The sequence below is a fragment of the Candidatus Methylacidithermus pantelleriae genome, assembly GCF_905250085.1.
GTDB lineage: Bacteria > Verrucomicrobiota > Verrucomicrobiia > Methylacidiphilales > Methylacidiphilaceae > Methylacidithermus > Methylacidithermus pantelleriae.
In genome coordinates, this window is the sequence record NZ_CAJNOB010000070.1 from 33,214 (window position 1) to 58,916 (window position 25,703).

Below are 25,703 nucleotides of genomic sequence, written 5' to 3' on the forward strand. Positions count from 1 at the left end.
CAAGTGCCGAGTCGCTCTTGTTTGATCTCGAACGCTACTTGTGCATTAGTAGCCGCCATCACGCTGTTGGCTCTCGGCGATTTAGCCGTCAAATGGGCTGAAGGTCTCTCGGCCGCGCGTGACGGACGTGAAGTCCCGCTAGGTGGAAGGCGTCAATGAAAAAGCTGGGCGGAGAACAGTCAACTACACAAGGCGCCGGGGAACGCTAGAGATTTAGTTCGCACAATATACGTTATATGAATAATCGAGCGGCGCGGCCAACTTGCCTTCGCACTGTAGTTCTCCCGCTCTCGTTAGCTCCTTCGGCGGCCCAAATGCCGCATTCCGCTCCGCTACTCTTCGAAACAGCCAAACTCTCTAGCCGCGTTCGCCCAAAATATACCCAATACCCACACCCGCCGTGCGAGAACCTTTGCCGATCGACGCACGCACGTTGGCTAGACGATAAGGCATGGATCTTAATTGCTTGCTCCCCACTCAACGTTGAAATTGCAGGCAGAGAGCGGAGCGTGGCAAAAGATCACAGCCCCGGTTTGCCCTCCTTTACTACGCCAGCAAAAACTCTTTCCCGAGCTAACGTTCCCGTTTTGGACGTGCGCCCGGCGCCTTATCTTGGCAGATTGGATTGGCTTCCCTAGCACAACGAGAACCGTCGATCGATGCAAAGGTGGCATGGAACGTGCTTTTTCTTGTTGCATCCACGTGCCGGAGTAGCTTAATCAAAAGCCTTGTTTTGAATATCCGAAGAGCCAGAACAACAAAGAGAGGTGACAATCCATGGCACTAAGCAAGATCGAAGCAATCATCAAACCCTTTAAGCTTGAAGAAGTTAAAGAGGCCCTTACCGAAATCGGGGTCGCCGGCTTAACCGTGACGGAAGTCAAGGGGTTTGGCAGACAAAAGGGTCACACGGAGATTTATCGTGGCAGCGAGTACACGGTCGATTTTCTTCCGAAAGTCAAAATCGAAGTTGTTTTGCCGGAGACGATGGTAGCCAAGGCCGTTGATGCAATTATCAAGTCGGCAAAAACGGGCAAGATTGGCGATGGTAAAATTTTTGTTTTTCCCATCCAGGAAGCTATTCGAATCCGGACCGAGGAGAGAGGAGAGCATGCGATCTAGCAGGGATATCAGTTTTCTTCCCTAGCTGCAGCCCAATCCTGGTAGGGTTTCAGGATGGGAGGTAACTGGCTTGCCCTAGTCTAAGACGGCCGACCGCTAACAAGATGCGGCGTTTGGCTTTAGCCTAGGAGTCAAGGAAACAACTGAACCCAACGTCTGGAAAGGAGGAGTTATCATTCTTATGGCTGACAAATATCGCCACTGTACATCCGGTCGAGAAGTTCTTGAGTTTGCCAAGGAGCATGGCGCGAAGTTGGTTGACTTTAAATTTTCTGACCCTCTTGGAGCCTGGCAACATTTTGTAATGACGCTGGACTGCCTGTCGGAGGAGTCGTTTAGCGAAGGGGTAGGCTTTGACGGATCTTCCATTCGTGGGTGGCAAGCCATCCAAGAATCTGACATGTTAATCTTGCCCGATCCCTACACGGCATTTATCGATCCGTTCACCACTGAACCCACGTTAAGTCTCATCTGTTCTGTTATCGATCCCATTACCCGGCAAAGCTATTCTCGTGACCCCAGGAACATCGCTGCGAAGGCTGAAGCTTATCTCAAAAGCACTGGGATAGCTGATACCGCATACTTCGGTCCGGAGGCAGAATTTTTCATCTTCGACGAAGTCCGCTACGATAATGAGGCCAACGGGTGCTTCTATGAGGTGCAATCCGTAGAAGGTATTTGGAACAGCGGACGAGACGAAATGCCTAATCTTGGACATAAGATTCGCCACAAAGAGGGCTATTTTCCGGTGCCACCTTCGGACACCCTTCAGGACGTTCGAAACGAAATGGTTCTCACACTTGAATCTCTGGGAGTGCCGGTTGAGCGGCAGCACCATGAGGTTGCTACTGCCGGGCAAGCAGAAATTGACATTCGGTACGATTCCCTCCTGCGAATGGGGGATAAGATGAGTATCTACAAGTATGTAATAAAAAATGTAGCAAAGAAATACGGAAAAACCGCTACGTTTATGCCGAAGCCACTTTTTGGGGATAATGGCTCGGGAATGCACACGCATCAATCCCTTTGGAAGGATGGAAAGCCGCTTTTCGCGGGCAACCGGTATGCTGGACTTAGCGAGCTTGCGCTCTACTATATTGGTGGTCTACTCAAGCATGCACCGGCATTGACAGCGATCTGTAATCCCACCACCAATAGCTATAAGAGGTTGGTGCCCGGTTTTGAAGCTCCCGTGAACTTGGCTTATTCGGCCCGGAATCGCAGTGCCGCGATTCGGATTCCGACATACTCTCCGGATCCGAAAGCAAAGCGGATCGAATTTCGGCCTCCCGATCCGGCAGCAAATATTTATCTGGCCTGCTCTGCTATGTTGATGGCCGGACTTGATGGGATCCAGAATCGCATTGATCCGGGTGAGCCTCTAGAAAAAAACATTTACGAACTGCCCCCGGAAGAGCTCAAGAGAGTCCCGACGGTGCCGGATTCCTTGCGGGGAGCCATGGAGGCCTTGGAGCAAGACCATGAGTTTCTGCTCAAGGGAGACGTGTTTACGAAAGAATTTGTTGAGTTGATTATTGAAATGCGGAGAAGAGATTATGACACGTTACGTCTTCGGCCTCACCCAATTGAGTTTTATCTGTACTATGATATTTAAAGGGTAAGAACACGGTCATCGGCTTTTCGTTAGCTTAGGGGGTGCCGGTGTAGGTTCACGGCACCCCTTTTTGCGCTCTCGAGAGCTTCCTCTGGTTGATCTTATTGGCTGATGGGTCGCGCCGACACATCTGTCAAAGACCTCGGAATCGGGTGGTCCTTGGAGCCCTGCAGTCGGAAGCGTCGCAAATCGAGGGGAAGTGTTTTCGTTTCTTTCCCAGGGTCGTCTGGATCGTGAGGGGCGGTCGTCAAATCCCGCTCCCAATGGGTACGTCCATGTTCGGGGGAAGGTGCCCAACGTAAGGAGGCGAATTGGGAAATCGTGGGCTTTGCCCTCTTGCTTAGGCCCTCCCCTTTTGTTCGGATGGCTCAAAGGGTGAGGGTAGTGTTGCCCTGGGATTTAGAGAGGATAGGAATCGATCCCTGCAGGAGAGCTCCGCGCGGCACTGAGAGGTTGCCCGGGTTGAGCACCGAATAGGACTAGGCGCGTCGGTTGTGAAGCTGGCTCAAACTTTCAAGCCGGCTCAAAAAGCCGCAGGATTGGCAAGAGAGGCGTCTGCTAGAAGACGGCTTGGCGTGCAAATGGTTAGAAGCAATTTCCCGAGATTTCTTGGCTTGAGGAGGGAAGGAAAAGAGAACTTGCGTTTTAATACAAATGTATTAATTCATGGGTATGGCTTTACCTCCCCTCCCTCCGGGAGTCCATATCGGAAGCCAATTAGCTCCCCCTTCCCTTCGCTGGCCTACCGGCATAGCTCCCATCGATCGATTCCTCAGAGGGGGGATTCCTCGAGGAACCCTCGTAGAACTCTTTTTTCCTCAAGGAGGGAGTTCCCTCTGGATCGCACAACTCCTCTGGGTCCTCCCCCAAAAGGGTATTTTACCTGCTTTAGTGGATGGGAGCTTTTCTTTTGATCCTCCTTCTGCATTTCCCCCAGAACATTATCCTCCCTTCCTCTGGGTCCAATGCCAAAGCCTGCATCAAGCCTTGCAAGCAGCCCAGGAACTTTTGCATGGGGGAGATTTTCCTCTGGTCCTTTTAGATGTGGTGGGAAATTCCCTTAAAGAACTCTACCGGGTTTCCCTTTCCCAATGGTTTTCTCTTGCAGGAAAAGCTCGAAAAGGATCCTCCACATTGTTGGTTTTTTCCCCCCTTCCTCACCTCCTTCCCCATGGGGAGCGCTACTGCATTGAAGCCTCTTTTTCGTGGGAGGATCTCCTAAAACCTCGAGAGGAGCTCTGGGAGCGATTTTTTTGCCAGGAGACTCCGTAAACCCGGATTTTTCCAAGGACTCCCAATGTTTGCCGTAGTTTATCTTCCTTCATTCTCCCTCCAAGCGATCCTTCGATCCCTTCGGCCTGCGGCCTTTCTCAAAGAACCCTGGGGGCTGTGGGAACTGTGTGGCTCTCGACCTGTCCTAACGGACCTAACTCCTCTGGCTCAAGCACTTGGTGTTTCTCCTGGGATGAATCCCAAGGAAGCTCAGGGACGTGTGCCACAGCTCAAAATCGTCAAACGGTCCTTAAGCACTGAAAAGGACCTCCATTATTTTTTCTTGAAGCATCTTTATACCCTTTGCCCAAGAGTTGAGGCTACAAGCTCTGGTGTCTACACCCTAGACCTTTCCCTCCTCCCCCAGAACAAGAATCCCCAGAAGCATCTGCTTCCCCTCATCGAAAGATCGCGTTCTTGGAACCTCCAAGTACAGGTGGGGATTGCTTCTACGCCCGAACTTGCTTTCTTTGCGGCTCGGCAAGCTCGACCCATCCTCTGGGCTCGCAATCCAAGCCTTCTTTTTAAGCAAGCTCCTGTTTCCTGGGCCGGATTTTCCTCCTCTATCGAAAAGATTCTGCGACTTTGGGGAATCCAAACTCTGGGAGAATTTCTCTCTTTGCCTCATGAAGAACTGGTTCGACGATTAGGCAAAGAGGTTGCCTCCTTTTTGCAAAAACTAACTTCTTCCCAAGCAAGGCCTCTTCGAGTCGCCTTTCCCCGTGATCCCTGGAAATGGGAAATTAGCTGGGAACACCCGATTGAGACGCGGGAATCGCTCCTTGCTTCGCTCAGCTTTGTTATAAAAGAGCTTTCTCAAAAGCTTTCCCTCTGCCATCAAGGAGTGAAGGAACTTCGCCTTCATTTCCAATTTGAAGATAAAAGCTCTCGTTCCTATACCCTCCCCTTAGCTGCTTCCATCCAGGATCCCCATCAACTTTTCCGGATCCTTTGCCTTTGGATGGAACACTTCCAGGCTCCAACTCGTCTTCTTTCCCTGGAGTTTGAGGTGTCCCCTTCTGCCGAGTGTTTCCAACAAGGGGAACTGTTTGGGCCTTCCCTTCGGAACCCAATGCATCTAGGAGAAACCCTTACTCGACTCGAAGCCTTCCTAGGAGAGAGTCGGGTTGGGCGACCTCTTCCCGCACCTTCTCATTGCCCAGATCGCTATCTATGGAAACGGTTGGACCCATGGGAAATCCAAAAGGAAACATGGCTTCCCTCCTTTTTCCTTTCTCCGCTTTTGGGAATCCCTCTCCGAAGGTTTCGCCCTCCCATCCCGATTGAGGTCCGGCTGAAAGAAGCCGTTCCTATCGCCTTCCGCCGAAAGGAAAAAGGTTGGCAATCCATTATTGCCTCCCGGGGGCCTTGGAATTTTTCAGGAGAGTGGTGGACTCAAGAACCCTGGGAATATCAGCTCTGGGAGGTTCAAACGGATCAAGGAGAAGTCTTTCTTGTTTTTCGAATGGGGAAAGGGTGGGAACTAGCGGGAAGGTATCTTCCGTAACCTCTCCATGGCCTACGCGGAACTCCATCTTCGCAGTGCGTTTAGTTTTCTTCGAGGAGCTTCTCTTCCCGAAAAACTGGTGGAAGAAGCCGTTCGAAAGGAGCTTTCCATCCTTGTCCTTTGTGATCGAGATGGAGTGTATGGAATCCCTCGATTCCATGGAGCAGCTAAAAAGGCAGGCATTCAGGCTCGTGTGGGTTGCGAGCTTACGTTGGAGGATGAAACCGTCCTCCCTATCCTGATTGAAAACCGCAAAGGGTACGAAAACCTTTGCCGTCTTTTGACCCAAGCCAAACTCCAAGCTCCAAAAGGAAAAGCTCGAATCCGATGGCAAGAACTGGCTGTTTACGCAGAGGGTTGGATTGCGCTCACTGGAGACGAAGAAGGACCCCTTCGAAAGGCTCTCCGACGAGGAGGGAAAGAGGAAGGGAAAAAAGTCCTTCGCCGGCTGCTGAGTATTTTTGGAAAAAACCATCTCTACGTGGAACTCCAAAGACAAAGGATTCGAGAAGAACGGTATTGGGACAGCCTCAGCCAAGAGTTAGCAGCCCAAGAAGGGATTCCTTACGTAGCTACTGGAGGGGTTCTCTATGCAACGGCGGAAGAACGTCCCATTTATGACCTTTTTCTTTGTTTACAACGTGGTTGCCGGTTGGAGGAAGCAGGGAAGCTCCTTTCGCCCAATGCCGAACGAAGACTCAAAGGGGAAAGGGAGATGAGAGAACTTTTTAGAGACATTCCCCAAGCTGTAGCAATTGCGGGAGAGTTGGCGGAGCGTCTTTCCTTTTCTTTAGAAAATCTTGGATACCAATTTCCTTCCTACCCAGTGCCTCCTGGAGAAACTCAAGACAGCTTCTTAGAAAAGCTCGTTTGGTTTGGAGCTAAGCAAAGGTACGGGGAATTAACTCCAGAAGTTCGAGCCCAACTCCGTCATGAGCTAGATGTGATCCATAAACTTGGCTTTGCTGGGTATTTCCTTCTGGTATGGGATATCGTCAGCTGGTGTGCCTCCCAGGGGATCCTTTGCCAAGGAAGGGGAAGCGCTGCCAATTCTGCTGTTTGCTATAGCCTAGGGATTACTGCCATCGATCCCGTTAGCTGTCGACTTCTCTTCGAACGCTTTTTAAGCGAAGGGAGGGAAGGATGGCCTGATATTGACATTGATCTGCCTAGCGGGGAAGCAAGGGAACGAGTGATCCAAGAAATTTACCACCGTTATGGGAGACGAGGGGCTGCCATGACGGCGTGCGTAATTACATTTCAGGAACGAAACAGCGCTCGAGAAATTGGAAAAGTCTTAGGACTTCCAGAGGAAGCGATAGAACAACTTGCAGATTGGCTCCGCTTAGAGAGCCCCAGTTCCCTGGTTTGTTCGGAAAAGATATTGCGCATGGTCGGTTTGGATCCAACCCATCCCCGAATCATTACCTTTTGGAAACTTTATCAAAAAATCTTAGGTCTCCCACGCCACTTGGGACAGCACCCGGGAGGGATTGTCATCGATCCCCAGGGACTCGATCGCTTCGTTCCCATTGAAAGGGCCGCCATGCCTGGGCGTACGATTCTCCAATGGGACAAGGACGATTGTGAGGAGCTGGGAATCGTGAAGGTCGACTTTTTAGGGCTGGGCATGATGGCGGTTCTCCAGGAGGTCATCCAAAGGGTGCGTCAAAAGGGAGTGCCCATTGATTTGGCGCATATTCCTAAGAATGACCCGAAAACGTTCGAGCTTTTACAGAAAGCTGACACCATCGGTGTTTTTCAAGTGGAAAGTCGAGCACAGCAATGTACCCTTCCCCGGCTGCGACCCGAGAATTTTTATGATCTTGTCATTGAAATTGCCATCGTTCGGCCTGGTCCCCTGCATGGCAATCTGATCCATCCCTATCTTCTACGCCGGGCTGGAAAGGAACCTGTTCGCTACTGGGATCCACGACTCCAGCCGGTCTTGGAACGCACCCTAGGGATTCCTCTTTTTCAAGAGCAAGTACTTCAAATTGCTATGATTTTGGGAGGTTTTTCAGCTTCCGAGGCAGAGGAACTGCGGCGAGCACTTGGCTTTCACCGATCCCCTGAACGGATGGCTCAGGTGCTTCAAAAGCTTCGAAAGGCCTTTGAAACACGGGGAGTTTCTCCCCAAGTGATCGAGGAAATTGTGTCTGCTATCTCATCCTTTGCCCTTTATGGGTTTCCAGAATCCCATGCGGCAAGTTTTGCTATTCTTTCTTATGCTAGTGCCTATTTTAAGGCTCATCACCCAGCAGAGTTCTACGCTGCTCTTCTCAACCATCAACCTATGGGTTTTTACTCTCCTGCTACCCTTATTCAAGATGGGAAGCGACACGGAGTCCGATTCCTCCCGGTGTCCGTTCTTCATTCAGAGGAATTTTGCACGGTAGAAAATGGCGCGGTTCGACTTGGTCTTATCTATGTAAGACATCTTTCAGAACACCATCGAAAAGCACTCCTACGAGCCCGTGCTGAAAAGCCTTTTGAAAGCTTAGAAGATCTCCGAAAACGAGTACCTCTGGATCAAGATGAATGGCAAGCGTTGGCAGCCCTTGGGGCGCTTGAGGGACTGACTTCGCATCGCCGGGAAGCCCTGTGGCAGGTGACTGTGCCTATGAGCTCTCAAGATCTGGATTGGGAGGATTCTCTTTCTCCTCTCTGCCCCCTTTCTCCCATGACACGAGAAGAACGAGTATGGACAGATTTCTGGGCAAGTTCCTGTACGGTGGGTCCCCATCCATTGGCGTGTTTGCGTAAAAAACTCCCTCCCGATCTCCTTACAGCCAAAGATCTTATCTTTTGCAAAGATTCCCAGAAGATCCGCTTTGCAGGAGCTGTCATTGCTCGGCAACGTCCTGCGACTGCTCAGGGAATCGTGTTTTTAAGTCTGGAAGATGAAACCGGCATCGGAAATGTGGTTGTTTTTCCTCCTGTCTTCCGTCGATTTCAACTCACGATCGCTCGAGAAGCCTACCTGGTTGTTGAGGGCAAGATCCAACGAAAAGACGGTGTGACCCACGTGATCGCTCATCGGGTGCAACCCCTAAGCTCACTACTCCTCCCCCGCATACGTTCCCATGACTTTCACTAAAACGACTTTTCTCCCCTCGCCGTTCCTCATCCAAGGGACTCCTGACAAGCCTTCCACACCTCTTCGAAACTCATGGCCGATTTCCAGAGTCGCTCACGGTCTACCCAGAGAAATCGCGGAGCCATTCCTATCTCAAAGGAAAGTTCTCCTCGCCCTTCAGGGCCGCGCTTGCGAACCCACCACAGTCGTGGCCATCGCGAGGAAAAGGCAGATAGCCTATTCCATCCAGCTCCCGACTGAGCAAACAATGGGCCTTTCCCAATGATTTGCATAAGAACCGAAAGCTCAGCCTCCGAGACAATCCATGGAGACAAATCGAGTTGCCATCCTGTTTCTTTGTCCAGCGCTTCCTTCACTCCTTCAGCCAGGACGCAAAGGAGTCCCCTAATCCAATTGGGCTTGCTTGCAGGCAGCTCGCTCCTCCCATTCCCTTCCTTCTCGATGAAGTCCATCCACCCTTTCGGAATCGACCCCACCTCAATCCAATGGTTCACACTCCCCCGAGGAGCATCCTCCTGTGCGACAAGCCAGACTCCTGGAAAACGACTTCCTCGTGCCCCCCAAACTGGGGGCCCTGGGTAATAGAGAACGGTCTGCGTAGGCTCCAAAAGATCCCAGACCCTTGCCTTTACCTCGGGTTGATACTCGTGGAGATCGATGCGGAAATAATTTTGCTTCCCTTGCGCTACGCGCGCCAGGCCTTCCCACAAGGCATAGACCACGTCTCGCCCCGCAGAACGCAATCCCTTTTTTTCCTGCCCAAGTGTCCCAAAAGGAGTCGCGCAAAGAACTATGGGGCAAAAGGCATCGCAAACTCCTGGGGGCTCCTGCACTGACCATCCATTTTCCATGGTACCCTGACAAATTCCCTCATTTCCCTCCGGCGACCCCATCCCCCTTTTTCCAATGCGACTCCCTTCTTAACTTTGCTCCACTTTCCTTGTTGGAAAACAGCTTTCTTTTCGCTTTTGCCACCAAGGCGCTAGCCGGCGAAAAATCGTCCCTTCCAACGATCGTTCCCCAGCCTGCTTGCCGTTGATGCCGAGTCAGCGCAAAAAGGGCTTTTTTCATCCCAAGCCTCAGGGAACTCGACCCGCTTTAGCCTATAACTTCTTCTTCCTAGGATCCCTTTCCCAAGTTCTTGAGGAAACCTGTTGGTACTTGCCCCCGTGCGGCAGGAATTTTCCCCGTTGAAAAAGCCTTCTTTTCCGTCGAAAAAATTTCTGCTTTTTTAGTCTACTATCTTCATAATCCGGTTTTGGCTTACCGTCGGCTCCATGTAGAGGGTCTGGCTCAACACGCCGCCGTCGGGGATCCCGGCGCGCTCACCGAGCCGGGCGATAAGGCATACCCCAATCCTTCCCAGGACACGCGGCAACCCCCGCGCAAGAGGTTTGTCACCCGCCGGAGGACTCCTCCAGCACCGCCTGGGCTGCCGCCAGGCGTGCGACAGGCACCCGGTAGGGCGAGCAGGAGACGTAGTCGAGTCCTGTCCGGTGGCAGAACTTCACGCTCGCCGGCTCCCCGCCATGCTCGCCGCAGATCCCGACCACGAGCTCCGGCCGGCTCAAGCGGCCCCGCTCGGTCCCCATCCGGACGAGCTGCCCCACGCCCTCGCGGTCCAGCATCTGGAAGGGATCTTCCTGGAGGATCCTCTGGTCGAGGTAGCGCGGGAGGAACCGGACGGCGTCGTCGCGGCTCATCCCGAAGGTGAACTGGGTGAGGTCGTTCGTCCCGAAGCTGAAGAACTCGGCGACCTCGGCGATCCGGTCCGCCACGAGGGCCGCGCGGGGGACTTCCACCATCGTGCCGATCCGGTAGTGGATCCGCTGCCCCGTACGCGCCTGGACCTCCTCCGCCACCTGACGGACGATCTCCGCCTGCTGGCGCAGCTCGTTCAGGCCGCTGACGAGCGGGATCATCACCTCGGGCTCCACTCTGACTCCCTCCGCCTGGCAGGCCGCCGCCGCCTCGAAGATGGCGCGCGCCTGCATCTCCGTGATCTCCGGGTAGAGGATCCCGAGCCGGCAGCCCCGCAGCCCCATCATGGGGTTCGCCTCGCGCAGCGCCGCCACCTTGCCCCGCAGGACCTCCACCGACACTCCGATCCGCTGCGCGGTCTCCCGCAGTGCGTCCTCATCAGGGGGTAGGAACTCATGGAGGGGCGGGTCCAGGGTCCGGATCACGACGGGGAACCCGTCCATGATCCGGAACAGCTCGACGAAGTCCTGCCGCTGGAGCGGCTCGATCCTGGCGAGGGCGGCCCGCCGCTCCTCCGGTGTTGTGGCGACGATCATCTCCCGCATCGCGTAGATCCGGTCGCCCGTGAAGAACATGTGTTCGGTGCGGCACAGCCCGATCCCCTCTGCACCGAACGCCCGGGCCCTCTGGGCGTCCTGCGGGGTGTCGGCGTTCGCCCGCACCCCCATCCGCCGGAATTCGTCGGCCCAACCCATGAACGTCGCGAACTCCCCCGCGAGCTCGGGGTCGCGGGTCGGGAGCACACCCAGGTACACCTCGCCCGTGCTACCGTCCACCGTGATCCACTCACCGGCCCGGACCCGTACCCCTCCCGCCGACATCTCCTGTGCTGTGGGATCCACAGTGATCGCCTCCGCGCCCACCACGCACGGCTTCCCCATCCCCCGGGCCACGACAGCCGCGTGGGAGGTCATCCCACCCCGGGAGGTGAGGATCGCTCGTGCGGCGACCATCCCGTGGAAGTCCTCCGGAGCCGTCTCCGGGCGGACGAGGATCACCCTCTCGCCCTGGGCGCTGAGTCGCTCCGCTTCGTCCGGGTCGAACACCACGCGGCCGCTCGCAGCCCCTGGAGAGGCCGGAAGTCCCCGGGCGAGGAGTCGTCCTTCCTCGCGGGCCCGCGCGCGGTGCGCCTCGTCCAGCGTGGGGTGGAGGAGTTGGGCCACCAGTTCCGGCTCGACCCGCATCACCGCCGCCCGCCGGTCGATGAGTCCTTCCTGGACCATGTCCACCGCGATCCGGATCGCGCCCGCGCCCGTGCGCTTGCCGGATCGCGTCTGGAGCACCCACAGGCGTCCCCGCTCGATCGTAAACTCGATATCCTGCATGTCCCGGTAGTGCCGCTCCAGTCGCTCGGCGATCCGGACGAGCTCGGCGTACGCCTCCGGCATCTCCTCCTGCAGGTGCTCCAGCGGTTTGGGCGTCCGGATGCCCGCCACGACGTCCTCCCCCTGGGCCTGGGTCAGGTACTCCCCGTAGAGCCGCTTCTCCCCGGTGGCGGGGTTTCGGGTGAAGGCCACGCCGGTGGCGGAGTCCGGGCCGAGGTTCCCGAAGACCATCGCCTGCACCGTGACCGCCGTGCCGAGGGTGTCGGGGATCCGGTGGATGCGGCGGTAGTCCACCGCTCGCTTGCCCATCCAGGAGTCGAACACGGCGGTGATGGCCTGCCGGAGTTGCTCGTAGGGATCCTGAGGAAACGGTTGGGCGGCGCGCGCTCGGATGATCGCCTTGAACCGCTCGCAGATCTCCTGGAGCTCTTCGGCCTCGAGGTCCGTGTCCTGCCGCAGCACCGGACCCCGGCGCTTGTACGCCTCCAGGACTTCCTCGAACGCCTCCCCCGGTACTTTCATCACGATCCGCCCGAACATCTGCAACAGCCGGCGGTAGGCGTCGTAGGCGAAGCGAGGGTCCAGGGAGTGGGCGATCCCTGCGGCCACGTGATCGTTCAGGCCCAGGTTCAGGACGGTGTCCATCATCCCGGGCATGGAGACCGCAGCCCCCGAACGCACCGAGAGGAGGAGCGGGCGGTTGGGATCCCCAAAGCGCTTCCCCAAGCGCCCCTCGATCCCCCGCACTGCCTCCAGGACCTGTTCCCAAAGACCCTCCGGGAGGTGCCGTCCAGCGGCGTAGTAGGCGTTGCACGCGTCCGTGGTGATCACGAACCCGGGCGGGGTCGGGATCCCGATCTGGGTCAGCTCCGCGATCCCAGCCCCCTTGCTCCCCAACAGGTGGAGGAGCTCCGCCGCGCCCTCCTCAAACCGGTAGAGCCACCTCCTGCCCATCGATCCCCCCTGCGACCCTTTCTGCCGTTGGCGATACTTTTTGTGCTGATCTCTTGAAGCCGGGCTTTCTCAAAGAAACCCATCTTTCTTTGACAGGTATTTTCCACAAACAAGCCCAGGCAAAGGCTCAACAAACTATCCCAAAACCCCTGCTCCTTAGCCAAAGGCAAGAGAACTAGGTGCGCTTGGAGTCTTTCAACCCCTCAACTAATCCGTGTCCCTACAATGGCTGGAGAGTGCCAGCCAATCGCAAGCGTTTCCACGGAAAGAAATCCTTCTTCCTTAAGCCAGTCACTATACTCCTCGAGAGCAAATGTATCCCCGTAACGTGTGTTGAGGAGCATCTGAAGAGCAAAGAAAACGGCAAAAGGGGGACCGCTCCGATCTTCTTTGGGAACCATGTCAAGAATGACGACCTTTCCATTGGGGACCAAGGCTCGGTACAGTCTTCCCAAAAGTTCGCGGGTCGACTTTTCCCCCTCAGAATGAACCAGGTTCCCCAGAATGGCCATATCGTACGATGCTTCACCTAACTCGACGGTTTTCACGTCGCCAGTCAAATAGGACACCCTTCGGCAATTGTTTCCAAGAGTTTTTTCTACAAAAACTCGGGTATGTTCGAGCACTTGCGGAAAATCCTGTAGCGTGGCTTTGGTACACGGGTCAACAAGAAGAATGGCCAGACTCCACACCCCAGACCCAGCTCCTAGATCCAGCACATGTTGAGCAACGCTACCGGAGGGTTGTCGCAAAGCCTCAGCCAGGCGTCGTGCTGGCTCCCGATGGAGAATGTGAAGGCTTCGAATAAGTCTAGGGAAAAATTCTTGAGCCTTCTCCTCCTCATCTACAGCCATCACAGGTTCCCCTGTCCGGATGACCTCTGTCAGGGATGTCCAGTTCTCCCAAAGATCGTTCTTTTCCACCATGTAACCGACGTAGTCAGGGCTTTCTTTCACAAGATACTGCTTGGTTTCCGGAAAAAGCTCGTACTTCTTCCCTCTCTTTTTCAGAAGCGCCATAGTCACAAGAGCATCTAAAAGCATGCGAGTCCCTCGCGGAGTTGCTTCGATCCGGCCAGCTACTTCGGTGGCAGTCGCTCCTTCAGACGAGATCGCAGAAAAAACATCAAGCTCGATTGCCGCAGCGAGCGTCCGCGCTGGTGCCAGCGAAAAGACCGTTTGAATAAATACTTCTGAAAATGATTTTTGCTCTTCCTTTGGCATAGTTTTTCTCTCCTTTTTTTTCTGCGTTTGCCTCCTCCATGCCCTGGGTTGTAGCACAAATCGCAGCAAAGATTCCTTTGTACCTTTGAATCATTGTTCCTGCTCTTTACTCCTAAAGTTTACTTCTCCTTTGCACAAAGGCGATATGAGGGATCGCTTTTAATTAGAGAAATCCCTTGGTTCCCTTTCTACGAAACGCACGGGGTTTTGCCTTGCCCTCACGTTCGCTCTTAAGGTGCCGGCGGTCAACCACTTCCGGCAGTGGCTCTGTTGGCCTTTTCCCTTGCATCAAGAGTTATAGGCAAATCTGGGTGGTAACTCTGGGTGGTAACCATTCCTCACCTTGGTGGTTAAGAGGCGTGTGCGCCGCTATCGGCTTGTGAGGTAACCCAGGTTTACTGTGCCTCGTGAAAAGGGCCAATCGTCTAGTGGGGAGGGAGTTATCCCCACCCGGTAACGATTGCTCCCGTGGGAAATGCCCGGAGCGGGTGCTGGTGGTCGAAACCTCTCTCGAAAAGCCTCGGAAAGCGGGGGCGTTGGCAAGCAGCCTCTAACGCAAGGGGACGCTCTAGCCGAGCCTTAAATCCGGACCATGCGCGCGCCCCAGTTTTTTCGCTAAAAAAGCGAAGCCCGAAGTCTCACCGGGAAGGAGAGAAATGTATGCACCGGGGAGAGCCACCAGGGTTCCGGCCGAGGGCATATATGCAAAGGATGATGCGTCAGCACGGGAGGCCCATCCGGTCGGGCGTTCGGCTTGGTGCCGAACACCGACCGCCGCACCGTGAGGGGCGGAAGTGAGAACAGATGGGATTCGGATGGGTCCATAGTGCTGTGGAAATCGGAGGAAGTCTGAGGGCGAAAACGGCTCTTAGTTCAAGGGAAACGTCGCAAGGAGGGAAACGCATGGGAGCGTGACGAAGAGTCTGGAACCTCCCTAGTTGCGTTGGAGTCTTCGGAGGCCGTCGTAGGAGAAAGCGAAGGCAGGTGAGCTGGTCTGGCGCGACCATAATCTTGCAGAACCTTGTCCGAAACCCCAATGCAGGAGAGCCGCATATTCGGTAGGACCGAGCGCCGCCTACAAACGGGCCATAGCCATAGCGACAAATATTGCAGAGAAATATTACAGAGGCACTCCCACACCGAAAAAGATAGCCTCCGCTATGGCTCTGGTGAATCGCACCGCGCTACTCCTCGACTCTCCATGCGCCAACGGGTCTTGAGGTTAGAGTCGCGGGTTGTGGTCAACTTTCCAGCCAGGGCGTAGGCCAGGTTTGGGGTCGTCGACACGACCGGCACCGGCGGTTTTTCTTGGGGTAGGCCAAACACCGAGCGCGAAGAGGGAGTGGCCTACCGGTGATCGCTGACTTTTCGGAATATCAGCGAACGTATGGGCGTGCGGCGCTGAGGGGAGATTCTCTGCCGGAACAGGTACCGCCCGAGGCGGTGGGCCACCTCCCTGTGGGCACGCTCGAGTTGCAGATTTCCACGCCGCCCCTGGGGAGCTACTTCCCTGGACTGCTGGGGCACAGGCGGCGTGCCTAATGAGTCCTGTTGAGCGTGGCCCAGCGGGCGTAGGTGCCCGAGGTGCGGAAACGCCCAGGGTGTGGACGAGCGGGTCTAGGCGTTGGGCATCGCTGGCCTAAACAAGAGTACTGTTTTCCGTATCTGCACCTAACTGGACGAGCAGATGGAGTACTGGCGGAATCGGGCTGCTGGAAAGGGAGCACCCCTACCCTCTGACCAGACACCGCAAGGCAGTGAAAGTGTAGAGTACGGGCAGGCAGTGTGCTTGGGCGGGCGTGATCGCCGTGAGGATGCGGGAGAGGCACCAGCGCGAGGTCCTGCACTTTAACGTCCGGCCCGTTGAGACCTAACAGATCTAGCTCGCGTTTTTCCGTGGCGTGGTAGCCCGAGGCTTCAAACGGGGCGGCTAGCACGCTCCGGCCCTTCACAACGGCCTCAAACGGGCCATCCGTGAGCTGTTATTTGGGGAGGCGTGGCACCGGTGCGCAAGCACGCCCAGTTCAAGTTGAACGGTAATGGTAGCGACCAGCCTTCATCCAGCCGGACCGCTCCCCCGTCCAGTAGCAGCTGGAACTGCGAAGCGGCAAGTCTGGAGCGGTGCGTTCCGAGGTGCCGAGTACGGTCCAGGAGGCGCAGGAGGTTGTGGCCTACATGGTCTCCCATCCGCAAGCTGGAACGGGTGGATCCGCTGGACGCAGGGGATGTCTTAGCAGGGTGGCGTAGGGATTCGGAGGATATGGGCACAATAGGTCAACTGAACGGCGATGTCGATCGTGGCCGAAATTCAAGGGATGATGACCCAGCTGAAGGACGCCCTAGGGGGCCTCGTAAAACGGAGTTGCCCACGAGCGGGACCGGGTGGTGCTCATGAGCCATGGCCGTCCTAAGGCGGCGATTGTGAGCCTTGAGGACTGGGAACTTCTCCGGCGGTTGTGTCACGAAGGGCCACCGGTCGGCGGATTACCCGTTTGGAGCATTTGGACGCGTTGCGCGACCGCATTCGCCGTCCATGGGGAGGCCGATTGCCTCACGCCCATGGGCATCGCTGACCGGATCCGCGAGCCGCGAAAGGAGCGCACGGATGAACTCACTGGTGTGCGTTGACGCCAACCTCACATTAAACTGTGTGTTGGGGGAGCCAGATGCGGGGAAAGCACGAGCGCTACGGGCGGTATGGCAGCGTCGGGGGGACTGCGTCGTGCCTACCCTGTGTGGATACGGGGTGGCGCTTCGGTAGTGCGCACGTAGGGTCCTGCGGGGAATATTCCCACCAAAGGGAGAGGAAGACGCCTTAAACCTACTCCTCAACCTGCCCATGCGAGTCGGGGACAGGTGGGACCGCGTCGGGAGACCTGGGGGCGCTGACCCCCGGGATGCGGGCATTACGGTTACGTACGACGCCCACTACCTGCTCGTGATCGAGGAGCTGAGCGTAGAGTTTTGGACAGACGATAAGCGGTTGGGGTACACCGTGGAGAGAGCGGTTCGTCGGGATGCGGTGGGTGGGCGAGCTGAGAAAGGACGGTTAGGATGAGCCGGCTCCTGGTCCTCATAAGGGCCATGGTGGCCGCGACCTTGGTCCTCGCTACGACGGGAAGGGCTTGGAGACCTACTGCGCCCGGTCGTTGAAGAGAGCCCGTTCGGGACTGCAGTGCGCTAGGCCGCCACAGCGGACGGATTGGCAGTCCTGCACTGAGGGTGCTCCCAAGGCTTGTGGAACGGCCGGCCCATGTTTGGGGGAGGGTCTCGTAAGTCGTTGCGATACAACACCCGTCATTCCCCATTGGCACTACAGGGCCTATTTTTGCCCTTTCCGGTCGGCTACGCCTCCCGGCCAGAGATGTGCAAAGCGGAGAGGATTTGCCGGGCCTGATGGTTTCCGGCGGTGACCCCGCGACGTTTTTCCCTCCCGAAGGCGAACTCCACCCGATGGATGGTTCGGAGGGCAACCCAAGCTTGCTCGCTGCAGAAGGGGAGATTGGCCGCCTTGAGTTTCTTCTCCAGCAGCCGGTCAAGCAGGAAGGCCAATGCGGCGACGAAGACGTGTGCCCGCACCCGGTTGGGATTGTGGTGGTAGATCGGCCGAAGCTCCAGGACGTCCTTGAGCTTCCGGAAGGCTCTTTCCACCTCGGAGAGCTCCTTATAGGCCCGGACCGCCTCAAGCGGGGAAAGATCTCTTTCCTCGGTGAGGATCACGTACTTGCCCTCCAGAAGCTTTTCGGTCTCCACCGGCTCTTCGGATACTTGGAGTTTGCCCGCCCGCAGACTCCAGCGGAAGTAGCGGTGGCCGCGAGAAAGAGAGAGGATTCGGGCGACGGAGCTGCCGATCTCTTCCGGGTTCCGAAGCTCTCCTTTTTCGATCCGCTGGGCAAGCTTCCCCAGCTCTTCCCGGGTCTTGGCGACATCACTCTCCCGCATGGCCTGCTCGTAGGCTAATCGCTCGGCACTCTCGACCACGAAGATCCGCTGCCCGGGAAGCACTCCCTCGACTTCGCAGATCCGATCCTTCCCCGGAGAGCAGGGCTGTCAAGAACCGCTCTGGGCCTTGCGGATATACTCCAAGACCTCCGGACTCCTTCGTCGGCGTAAGCCGACCAAAAATCCCTGCCCCTGGCTCCAGAGGAAGCCCAAGGTGGCCGTGCTCACCATCCCCCGGTCCCCAACGAAGATGATCCGACGCAACCCGAAGCGTTTCTGCAAGTCGGCAACGATCGGCCGCACCGTTTCCACATCGTGCCGATTGCCCCGGAAGACATGGTGGGCAATCGGCCAGCCATTGACCATGACGACCCCCAAGAGGATCTGCCGGTTTCCCTCCCGCTGGTCTCGGGCTTGGCCGTATCGGGCTAAGCCCTCCGGACCTTCCCCGTCGAAATAGCAGGAACTTACATCATAGAAGACCCTCTCGGGCTTGAGGCAAAAGAGATCCCGCAACCGGGCAAAGAGCCCTTCCTCGATCCTCTCCTTGCGCTCGATGAGCTCGTCAAGAGTCCAGTACCAAGGCCAAAGGAAGCGGTGGTCGACCCGGACTCGGCCGTTCTGCTTCCAGACCGGCCGGATCCTCTCTCCGTTCCCATCCGGAACGTAGTCGGCCTCCAGTCACTGGGCCAAGGCGTGCTCGCTTCCTGGGCAAAGGAGCCGGTTGGCCACAAGGACCAAAGCCCGTTCCGCAAGAGAAAGCCCTTTGCCCTTTCCCCTCTTCTCTGCCAAAAGCTCTCCCAGGCCCAGCTCCTCCCAGAGATGCTTGGCGACAAGCATTGGACCCCACACCGCGGATTCCTGAGGCTCAAGGGCTCTCGCAGAAACCGGCGCGGGCCGCCCGAGCAGTTCCGCGAGCCGATCCAGGTGGGGCGCTAAGAGGTCCTTGCGACCAAGAGTCGCGACAATCCGCTGCTTGACCTTTCCCTTTTCCCGGTAGCTTTCCACCAACCGGACATACTCCGCCTCGCTCCCGTCCTTCCGACGCAACCGCAGGGTGCGCAGAAACATGACGTAGCATTACTGTACTCCATCGTTCCTAGCAAAAGTACATGCGCATGCGACAAAGTTATTCACAGTGTCGCACTACATTTTTATCAACTTTCATTCCCCACCCCTGGAGCCGTAACCAAAAAGGCCAATTTTCACCAAACATGGGCCGGACTTCAGCTATCGGGACTCAGGCGAAGCTGGCACGAAGGTGCTGCGGGACGCGAGGGGGCCGGTGGTTGGGGGCGGCTATCTCGGCTTCTTGTGGGATTGCGCAGTACATGAGCCGGAAGTCAATGGGGAGCGGTGGTAAAGCATCACTTCTCGGGGAATTCCCGGTAGAAACCCTGGAGAGAATAAGTGACTTTTTTAACTACCCTTTCGTGCAAACTCTTCACTCCCTCCTGTGAAGGGTCCCAGTCTCTCTCCCGCAAGGACAATCTCCTTAAGTTGATTCACGCGTGTGCTGCACGTTTGCTCCTTGGCTCGCTAGTTGGAAATTTCCGGGTAGTCTCAATTGATTTAAAATCGGCCGTGTACCAAAATAGAGATTGGCTTTCCAAGAGGTGTATCCAGACGAGGATCTCTTCGCCCTCCTTGCTGCACAGGTTCTTGTGGCTGCGGGAGTTGTGCGACCCGCGTTTATCTTCTCCCTGCCCTGTCGTCCTGCGCTCAACAACCCTTGACAGATGCCTCTGGGAAGAAGACAAGTCTTATACATGTGCTTTGGGGAAGGGCCTGAGATCAGCCTACGACCGTTCCGGGAGGGTCAAGGCGGCTCGATCGACAAAAAGGGTTTGGCATTTTAGCTTGAGAGCTCTTTGGCCAGAGAACAAAGGAAGTTTTCTTGTCCGATTGCACCCGTAGCTCAATTGGATAGAGCGTCGGCCTCCGGAGCCGAAGGCTCCGAGTTCAAGTCTCGGCGGGTGCACGGAAGGTGCAGGCAGATTGGGCGAGCAGTCTTTCAGCCTTGCGTTGGAGCACCCTCCCAAGCTGATTGATAGGCGGCTAGAGACGGGGGTCCTAGTTTGTTGCTTGAAGTTGGGTTCTTTCCAGCGGAAACGCCTCGCCCAGATGGCCCGCTTGAGGCCGACACTGCATTAACCGCAAAAAAGAAAAGTTACGAACTCGTGGAACCGTGGGAAAAGGGAGAGCAAAGGCGAACTCGGTTTCGGCTGCTCCCAAGGAGGACATTAGCAACTGCGGACATCCTGCCCATGGTTATGATGTTGGGGATACGAAAGCTTTTTGCAACGGCGAGAGTTTTTTGCTTTAGCTGAAAGACAACCTTGGTTATCCATCCGCAGTGTCGAGCGATACGAGGTTCACATTCAACGAATTTCTTTCTCCGTCCCATTACTTCACTTTGTTAAAGGGACACCCCAAGAATCATTGCTGGTTTTACTGGCTGGTCCGAGAACCAAACGAGATATTTTCCGTATCGAGCTTTCTTGGTTTTTGGTAGCCTTTGAGTCCGGTTGGCCATGGGTTCCCAATCTTTTTCGCCTCGTAGATTTGTCGTTCTCGATCGAGACGGCACCCTTATCGCCGAAAAACACTATCTTTCTTCTCCTAGCCAGCTGGAATTTTTACCCAACTCCATCGAGGCTCTCCATCACTTTAGGCGCTTAGGTCTTGGGCTCATCCTCATTACCAATCAGTCGGGGATCGCACGTGGCTTTTTGGATTGGGAAAAACTGGAGAGGATCCACAGGCACCTAGAGGAACGCCTTCAAGCAGAGGGACTTTTCTTGCAGGGGATCTACGTTTGTCCACACGGACCGGAAGATGGGTGTGCGTGTCGAAAGCCCAAAACCGCTTTACTGGAAAGAGCAGCCCGGGAGCATGGGTTTAATCCAGAAGACTCTTTCGTCATCGGGGATAAAGCTTCAGATATCCAGATGGGTCAAAACGTAGGTGCGACCACGATCCTTGTTACCACGGGTTATGGAAAAGAGGTTGCGGATTGCCGTGAGCTAGGACCTGACCACGTCGCCAAAGATCTTGCGGAGGCAGCAAGATTTGTGGAGGCTAAACTTCGGATCATCGATTCGCTCGCGCAATTCCCAGCCCATCCTGGAAAGGAAAATGCTGCCAGAAGAAGGCTTTGGCAAAGAGCCCAAAGCCATCTTTTAGCTGGGGCACAACTACGGGAGCGGCTGGCTGGAAGTTTCTTGGACTCCATTGTTGCAGCTGCTTCGATGATTGGGGAAGCGTTCCGTTCCGGACACAGGCTTCTTCTGTGCGGAAATGGGGGAAGCGCCGCCGATTGCCAACATATGGCAGCGGAGTTGGTAGGTCGCCTTTGCCAAACTCGGCTTCGTGGTCCTCTTCCAGCTCTTGCGTTAACTACAGATAGCTCCGTTTTGACCGCCTTAGCGAACGACAACGGCTTTGAAACTATATTCGAACGACAAGTCGAGGCATTGGGCAAAGAAGGAGATATCCTTTTAGCCATTAGCACCAGCGGCTCTTCGCCCAACATTTTACGAGCGGTCGCTAAGGCTCGCTCGCTTTCCCTCCGAGTAATCGCACTAACGTCGGAAAGGACCGAACTTGCGCAGCAGGCAGATCTTGCCCTTGAAGTCCCTGGGCACAACACGCAATTGATTCAAGAACTTCACCTAGCAGTGGAACACCTTCTTTGTTTTTTGATAGAAGAATTTCTCTTTCCCTCGGAAAAGGATCGGGTCGCCCCGTAGTTCTAGGGAAAGAAAGCCCGAAAAGATCCTTGGGAAGCTTTTCTTCTCAGGCACCTCCACGGATATCACGTTCGGTCCGTTGGCTTTCAGCTTGAATTGCCTGTGGTCACTATTGCCAAGGGCTTTTTTTCCGTGGTTCTCAAGGACTCCTGGAAATCCCTCTCGGTACGCCAGATTCCCGGTTCAAAGCACAATAGGCTGACAAACGACCCAATGCTCCCCATCCGCACCGGTGCGTGTGTCGTTTCATCGAAATACGATCAGAGACGAGGGTTTGCTCCGTTTTTGAAGGTCAGTCAATGAACCCTGATCCTGCGTAGCCCAGTACACCGAAGCCCGGCCACAGCGGGCCAAAAGGGAACAAACAACCGCCGGGAGCGCTTTCCGAGGAGCTCTAAATGTGTTGTTTTGACTCTTCACTTGAGAAAAAACCGTTCTTGACATCCCCCCGTTCCTACGCGGATCACCGATCTTAGAGGTTTGCTTCCTTCGGGGCTGCCTGCTCCAAACGGGAAGTTCGAGCGTTCCGTCTCTCAGCCTTCTGCCTCGCCCGTCCACTCCCGACGCGGGGCAGCGAGGCAGACGGCAAGGTTGCGTGCCGGGTTCTTGTCCGGGCCCGGGATAAGGCGCCAGGCGTCCTAGCTAAACAGCAGCTCCCAGAGCAACAGAGTTTGCCACCTCCCTTCAGCACGAGCACATCTTTCTAGTCCGGGTAGAACCTGGTCCCGCGTCCAGCAATTCTTCTGTACTCCTTACTCTTTCCAGCAGCCTGGCCGCTCTCCAACCTAGGCCCAGCCGTCCTGACTTGCGGCCCCATCTTCCCTCTTCGGCCTCTCATCTATCACATCGTTTGGGGAAAAAAGATACTGGCTTTGTCGGGTTCCCACGGATCGTTCTGGTTCCTAACCGTTCCCCAAACCACTGAGAACCAACCTCTACCTGGGAAGCTCGTTCGGCACGCCGGCCGAACAGCGCTGCCGCCGATTCGCCTGCCGCCATTCCGCTGGCAGACCCCCAGGTAGCGCCCAGTCCCGCTTTTTCGAGGACAGAGACGCAGCAGGCTACCCAGCGCCTCCCGTCCCGAGCTACGCTGCTTTGAGTCTCCGCCGAACTCCCTCCATAGAAACGACCATCCATCCTTCGTCCGATTGCTTGCGAGTAAGGCGAAAGGGGCCACCACTGCCATTGCGCGTAGGCACGACTGCCCCTTGCACCGACGGGCGTTGGGAGAGACCCATCCCTCTCCGAGCGAGGGCACGAGGCCGCCCGATGGTGAAAACCCATCCCATGACGACGCGCCTGGTTGACCGCGCCGATCGTAGACGTGTAGGCCGGATCGACTTCGATCACCTCGACTCCGACAGCAAGATGCCGACTTGAGCATCGCGATCGCCTTGGCGTAGGCAAAGAAAGAGAGCCAACCCCAACGGGATCCGCTGACTCGAGCTTGAGTTCTCGCTTACGAAGATTTAATCGTTCAATCAGAAGTAACTCGCCGGATTCGGCGCAGGCCCTGACGATCTCCTTGCACCCATCAGTAAAAATCGCTTTCGCCCGCTCCCCCCTCTTACCATGGAGATTCCATCCGATCCGACGAAGATCCACCAGATTGCAGAAGCGGTCTGTTTCCGCCAAGGCGAGATAATCCTCGTTCGTGTCGATGCTAACCCCTCTGGCGGGGAGGCGTGTCACCAGGAAAATGGGTTGCGCTTCGGCGCTCGCAAGCATCCGCCACCCCCTTCTCGGTCCCACACCAAGCGGTAGCTTACTGCTCATTCCCCGCTTCCGGACGAGTTTCCCACTCTGGTGGTTGGGGCGGCCGTCACCATCCGGATAGCGCAGAGCACCGGGAGGATTCGTCTCCTGGGCCGTAGGCGAAAGCAGACGCCCTCAAGAATCCACCGTTGGCTCGGGCTCCTCCCTCCATCCGGCAGCCCAAACCGCAGCCAATAGCTTCTCGTCAGGGGGCACCGTGGCTTGGTAGGACTGATTGCCCACGGTTTCTTCCTTCAACCCGAGCACATACAGCTGGCTCCCGGCCCGGCCTGCCAATTCCTCTTCCAGTCCGCATGGTTAGCGTGTCGGTTTTCTTCCAAGGAAAACTCTTTACGGGAAGAGGCAGCGCGAACCGAAACACAGACGCACCGGCTTGCGACTTCAGATGGGGCCAGGAACGCGTCGAGCTTCGTCCGCAGGATGGCCAGCCGCCGTTTTTTTCTGGCGCAGGCGGTTTGATCCCGGCTTCTTCTCCCCGAGCTCTTCGAGCTCGGGCCCGGAGGAGATGGAACCCTCGGGCGGACCAGCCAAACGGCTGCAGGAAGGATCGATTACCCTCGCGGAGCAAAACACCAACCAGACCGTATCTGGCAGAAAGAAGTCTGGCTCCCCCCGCCAGTAGAGCGTCGCATAGGTGTCAAACAATGCCCCTGTTCGGGCGTCACCCGCAACCGCGTCTGGTAAGGGAAAACAGAGAGCTTGCTCATGCGATTGCTTTAAGCACCTCCTTGGGCATGGCTCTGCACGGATTTCTTCTCGTTAATGCCTGGCACACAATGAAACGATCCCGTCATGCAGGTCGCCCACGATATCGTCCGTCATCTCACTCGGATCCACCACCACCACGATAGAATGACTCTGCGCGGCCCACGCCGGTTCCAGACACTCGAAACCGACACACGTCAGCCGGTCACGCTACTTGAGCGGGATGATGCCGACCTTGGGATCACAAACCTGGCCAACGAGCCCTCTACGATGAGCGTTCATGCCGGAGCCGACCTCCTTTGACGGCCTTGGCGACCCGCAACGGTTTGCCTGAGAAGAAACTCGGAGAACCCAAGCGAATTGCCCCTCCCAATCCGCTTTTTTGATCGGCTCTGGACACCCGCGCGTAGAGGGCTACGCCATCAGGTGGTGTCTGCTCCGTATGAGCGATTGCTGTTCCGGTGGGCACCTATTCTACGGGAACAGGCAAACACTCCTCCTTCTACATCCGCCAAGCCCTCTTGTAGCAAATGCCCTGCCGCTTAGCCCACATACTCAACTTCATTTTGATATCCTTCCTGAATAGCCTCATATCGATACTTTCTTTTAGCTGTTGGCAGCGCCACAAGCTGTTACAGAGGCAGCGCGCCCTTTCCCCTACTCCGTGCGGCGTCTTCCAAAGACAATTGGCAAAAGAAAACGCTCGAGCTCCGGCGTACTCGGCTGTACATTAGGCAGGACACATGAGTACACCCAAGCTTCAGGTCGGTGATCCAGCACCTGCACTAGAGGTAATTGATGACTCCGGGCAGTCCATTTCCCTGACGGCTATTTATGGAAAAGGTCCGGTCCTTATTTTTTTCTTCCCCAAATCAGACACTCCCGGTTGTACCAAAGAAGCCTGTGGCATTCGTGATCACTGGCACCAATTCCAAACTAAGGGTCTCCAGGTTCTTGGAGTGAGTACAGATCTCCCAGCAGCGCAACGGAAGTTTCGAGAAAAGTATCAACTACCCTTTCGGCTCATCTCTGATCCCATGGGAAGTCTGATCGAAGCGTTTGGGGTCACTCGGCGACCCAGCGGCAATGCTTCCCGGGAATCTTTCCTTATTGTGGATGGGAAAATTGCCTGGCAAAACCCAAAGGTAAACCCTGAGATCCACGCCCAGGAAGTCCTGGAAGTCGTCGATCAGTTGGTTTCTTCGGCGAGCCGCCAGGCAGGCCCAGCCCCAACTTAATCGCTGGAATCCTCCGAATCTGGCGTAGGGTCGAAATCGATCCCTGGTCGAAATCCACATCTTAGGAGCGCCTCTATTGGGCTTTCCGCAAGAATATGCCTAAAAGCCCCCTTTCCTTCGTGACCCACGCCTCTTCCCGAGCAACCAGTCGTTATACCTTCCAGAATCCGCCTGTTACCCTCTATCCTCCACTGGACACAGTAAAGAAGCATAGCATCACCCTCTCTTTCAACTAAAGCCTCATGACTCTGATGTTACGCATTTACTCAAAAAAAAAGGGTCTAAGATTATCCTAAAAAGATAGGCGTTAGTTGCCAGCGCTGGTGGAAATACGCTCAACATAAAAGGTTAGGATGCCAAACTTTAGCCGCAAGCGTCATCTGTCTTCCTAGACCTTGAAAAGTTTTTCGC

General features: G+C 55.9%; 15 protein-coding genes, 1 tRNA gene and 2 pseudogenes. 12 read left to right on the top strand and 6 right to left on the bottom strand.

The annotated features are described in order from the left end of the window. The first annotated feature begins 777 nt into the window (after window positions 1–777). The 5 genes from KK925_RS10590 to KK925_RS10610 all read left to right on the top strand — a co-directional run bounded on the left by KK925_RS10590 (window position 778) and on the right by KK925_RS10610 (window position 8,616). Window positions 778–1,122 (top strand): P-II family nitrogen regulator, encoded by a 345-nt coding sequence (locus KK925_RS10590; RefSeq protein WP_174582587.1) that lies wholly within the window; start codon window positions 778–780, stop codon window positions 1,120–1,122. A gap of 181 nt (window positions 1,123–1,303) precedes the next feature. Beyond that, window positions 1,304–2,737 carry a type I glutamate--ammonia ligase gene (gene glnA, locus KK925_RS10595; protein ID WP_174582588.1) on the top strand — a complete coding sequence of 478 codons (1,434 nt, stop codon included), beginning with the start codon at window positions 1,304–1,306 and terminating at the stop codon, window positions 2,735–2,737. Between the two features lie 672 nt (window positions 2,738–3,409). After that, window positions 3,410–4,009, top strand: a complete 600-nt coding sequence (locus KK925_RS10600; protein WP_174582589.1) for a RecA family protein — start codon at window positions 3,410–3,412, stop codon at window positions 4,007–4,009. A 25-nt stretch (window positions 4,010–4,034) separates the two neighbouring features. After that, window positions 4,035–5,516, top strand: a complete 1,482-nt coding sequence (locus KK925_RS10605; protein ID WP_174582590.1) for a Y-family DNA polymerase — start codon at window positions 4,035–4,037, stop codon at window positions 5,514–5,516. Window positions 5,517–5,523: 7 nt separating this feature from the next. Next, window positions 5,524–8,616, top strand: coding sequence for a DNA polymerase III subunit alpha (locus KK925_RS10610; protein ID WP_174582591.1), 3,093 nt, complete (start codon window positions 5,524–5,526; stop codon window positions 8,614–8,616). A gap of 26 nt (window positions 8,617–8,642) precedes the next feature. Here KK925_RS10610 and KK925_RS10615 read toward each other — a convergent pair whose 3' ends face one another. The 3 genes from KK925_RS10615 to KK925_RS10625 all read right to left on the bottom strand — a co-directional run bounded on the left by KK925_RS10615 (window position 8,643) and on the right by KK925_RS10625 (window position 13,879). Continuing rightward, window positions 8,643–9,509 (bottom strand): hypothetical protein, encoded by an 867-nt coding sequence (locus tag KK925_RS10615; protein WP_174582592.1) that lies wholly within the window; start codon window positions 9,507–9,509, stop codon window positions 8,643–8,645. A gap of 504 nt (window positions 9,510–10,013) precedes the next feature. After that, window positions 10,014–12,656: a pyruvate, phosphate dikinase gene (gene ppdK / locus KK925_RS10620; RefSeq protein ID WP_174582593.1), complete on the bottom strand. Its 2,643-nt coding sequence runs from the start codon at window positions 12,654–12,656 to the stop codon at window positions 10,014–10,016. A 203-nt stretch (window positions 12,657–12,859) separates the two neighbouring features. Further along, window positions 12,860–13,879: a methyltransferase gene (locus KK925_RS10625; protein ID WP_174582594.1), complete on the bottom strand. Its 1,020-nt coding sequence runs from the start codon at window positions 13,877–13,879 to the stop codon at window positions 12,860–12,862. A gap of 1,353 nt (window positions 13,880–15,232) precedes the next feature. On the opposite strand from KK925_RS10625, the gene KK925_RS10630 reads away from it, so the two are divergent. The 3 genes and pseudogenes from KK925_RS10630 (at window position 15,233) to KK925_RS10640 (ending at window position 16,937) form a co-directional block, all read left to right on the top strand. After that, window positions 15,233–15,421 carry a hypothetical protein gene (locus KK925_RS10630; RefSeq protein WP_174582595.1) on the top strand — a complete coding sequence of 63 codons (189 nt, stop codon included), beginning with the start codon at window positions 15,233–15,235 and terminating at the stop codon, window positions 15,419–15,421. Window positions 15,422–16,255: 834 nt separating this feature from the next. Beyond that, a pseudogene (locus KK925_RS10635) lies at window positions 16,256–16,507 on the top strand (hypothetical protein); the annotation flags it as partial. Window positions 16,508–16,718: 211 nt separating this feature from the next. Then, a complete protein-coding gene (locus tag KK925_RS10640) occupies window positions 16,719–16,937 on the top strand; it encodes a PIN domain-containing protein (RefSeq protein WP_174582597.1) in 219 nt (72 codons plus the stop codon). Window positions 16,938–17,224: 287 nt separating this feature from the next. On the opposite strand, the pseudogene KK925_RS11555 reads toward KK925_RS10640, so the two are convergent. Beyond that, a pseudogene (locus tag KK925_RS11555) lies at window positions 17,225–18,892 on the bottom strand (IS1634 family transposase). A gap of 836 nt (window positions 18,893–19,728) precedes the next feature. On the opposite strand from KK925_RS11555, the gene KK925_RS10660 reads away from it, so the two are divergent. Next, window positions 19,729–19,802, top strand: a tRNA-Arg gene (locus KK925_RS10660). Window positions 19,803–20,355: 553 nt separating this feature from the next. After that, window positions 20,356–21,573, top strand: coding sequence for an HAD-IIIA family hydrolase (locus KK925_RS10665; protein ID WP_214096512.1), 1,218 nt, complete (start codon window positions 20,356–20,358; stop codon window positions 21,571–21,573). 834 nt (window positions 21,574–22,407) lie between these two features. Here KK925_RS10665 and KK925_RS10670 read toward each other — a convergent pair. Both KK925_RS10670 and KK925_RS10675 read right to left on the bottom strand, forming a co-directional pair. Beyond that, the gene (locus KK925_RS10670; RefSeq protein WP_174582598.1) at window positions 22,408–23,301 is read right to left on the bottom strand and encodes a hypothetical protein; all 894 of its coding nucleotides are present in this window, start codon (window positions 23,299–23,301) and stop codon (window positions 22,408–22,410) included. A gap of 162 nt (window positions 23,302–23,463) precedes the next feature. Further along, window positions 23,464–23,625 carry a hypothetical protein gene (locus KK925_RS10675; RefSeq protein WP_174582599.1) on the bottom strand — a complete coding sequence of 54 codons (162 nt, stop codon included), beginning with the start codon at window positions 23,623–23,625 and terminating at the stop codon, window positions 23,464–23,466. Between the two features lie 516 nt (window positions 23,626–24,141). Here KK925_RS10675 and KK925_RS10680 point away from each other — a divergent pair. Both KK925_RS10680 and KK925_RS10685 read left to right on the top strand, forming a co-directional pair. Further along, window positions 24,142–24,357 carry a hypothetical protein gene (locus KK925_RS10680; protein ID WP_174582600.1) on the top strand — a complete coding sequence of 72 codons (216 nt, stop codon included), beginning with the start codon at window positions 24,142–24,144 and terminating at the stop codon, window positions 24,355–24,357. Between the two features lie 440 nt (window positions 24,358–24,797). Beyond that, window positions 24,798–25,292 carry a peroxiredoxin gene (locus KK925_RS10685; protein WP_174582601.1) on the top strand — a complete coding sequence of 165 codons (495 nt, stop codon included), beginning with the start codon at window positions 24,798–24,800 and terminating at the stop codon, window positions 25,290–25,292. Window positions 25,293–25,703 lie beyond the last annotated feature (411 nt).

What these genes read in the sequence shown, in the direction of transcription:
- KK925_RS10590 (WP_174582587.1), top strand. Translation starts at nt 778, where the DNA reads ATGGCACTAAGCAAGATCGAAGCAATCATCAAACCCTTTAAGCTTGAA.
- glnA (WP_174582588.1), top strand. Translation starts at nt 1,304, where the DNA reads ATGGCTGACAAATATCGCCACTGTACATCCGGTCGAGAAGTTCTTGAG.
- KK925_RS10600 (WP_174582589.1), top strand. Translation starts at nt 3,410, where the DNA reads ATGGCTTTACCTCCCCTCCCTCCGGGAGTCCATATCGGAAGCCAATTA.
- KK925_RS10605 (WP_174582590.1), top strand. Translation starts at nt 4,035, where the DNA reads ATGTTTGCCGTAGTTTATCTTCCTTCATTCTCCCTCCAAGCGATCCTT.
- KK925_RS10610 (WP_174582591.1), top strand. Translation starts at nt 5,524, where the DNA reads ATGGCCTACGCGGAACTCCATCTTCGCAGTGCGTTTAGTTTTCTTCGA.
- KK925_RS10615 (WP_174582592.1), bottom strand. Translation starts at nt 9,509, where the DNA reads ATGGGGTCGCCGGAGGGAAATGAGGGAATTTGTCAGGGTACCATGGAA.
- ppdK (WP_174582593.1), bottom strand. Translation starts at nt 12,656, where the DNA reads ATGGGCAGGAGGTGGCTCTACCGGTTTGAGGAGGGCGCGGCGGAGCTC.
- KK925_RS10625 (WP_174582594.1), bottom strand. Translation starts at nt 13,879, where the DNA reads ATGCCAAAGGAAGAGCAAAAATCATTTTCAGAAGTATTTATTCAAACG.
- KK925_RS10640 (WP_174582597.1), top strand. Translation starts at nt 16,719, where the DNA reads ATGCGAGTCGGGGACAGGTGGGACCGCGTCGGGAGACCTGGGGGCGCT.
- KK925_RS10665 (WP_214096512.1), top strand. Translation starts at nt 20,356, where the DNA reads ATGGGTTCCCAATCTTTTTCGCCTCGTAGATTTGTCGTTCTCGATCGA.
- KK925_RS10670 (WP_174582598.1), bottom strand. Translation starts at nt 23,301, where the DNA reads ATGCTTGCGAGCGCCGAAGCGCAACCCATTTTCCTGGTGACACGCCTC.
- KK925_RS10680 (WP_174582600.1), top strand. Translation starts at nt 24,142, where the DNA reads ATGCAGGTCGCCCACGATATCGTCCGTCATCTCACTCGGATCCACCAC.
- KK925_RS10685 (WP_174582601.1), top strand. Translation starts at nt 24,798, where the DNA reads ATGAGTACACCCAAGCTTCAGGTCGGTGATCCAGCACCTGCACTAGAG.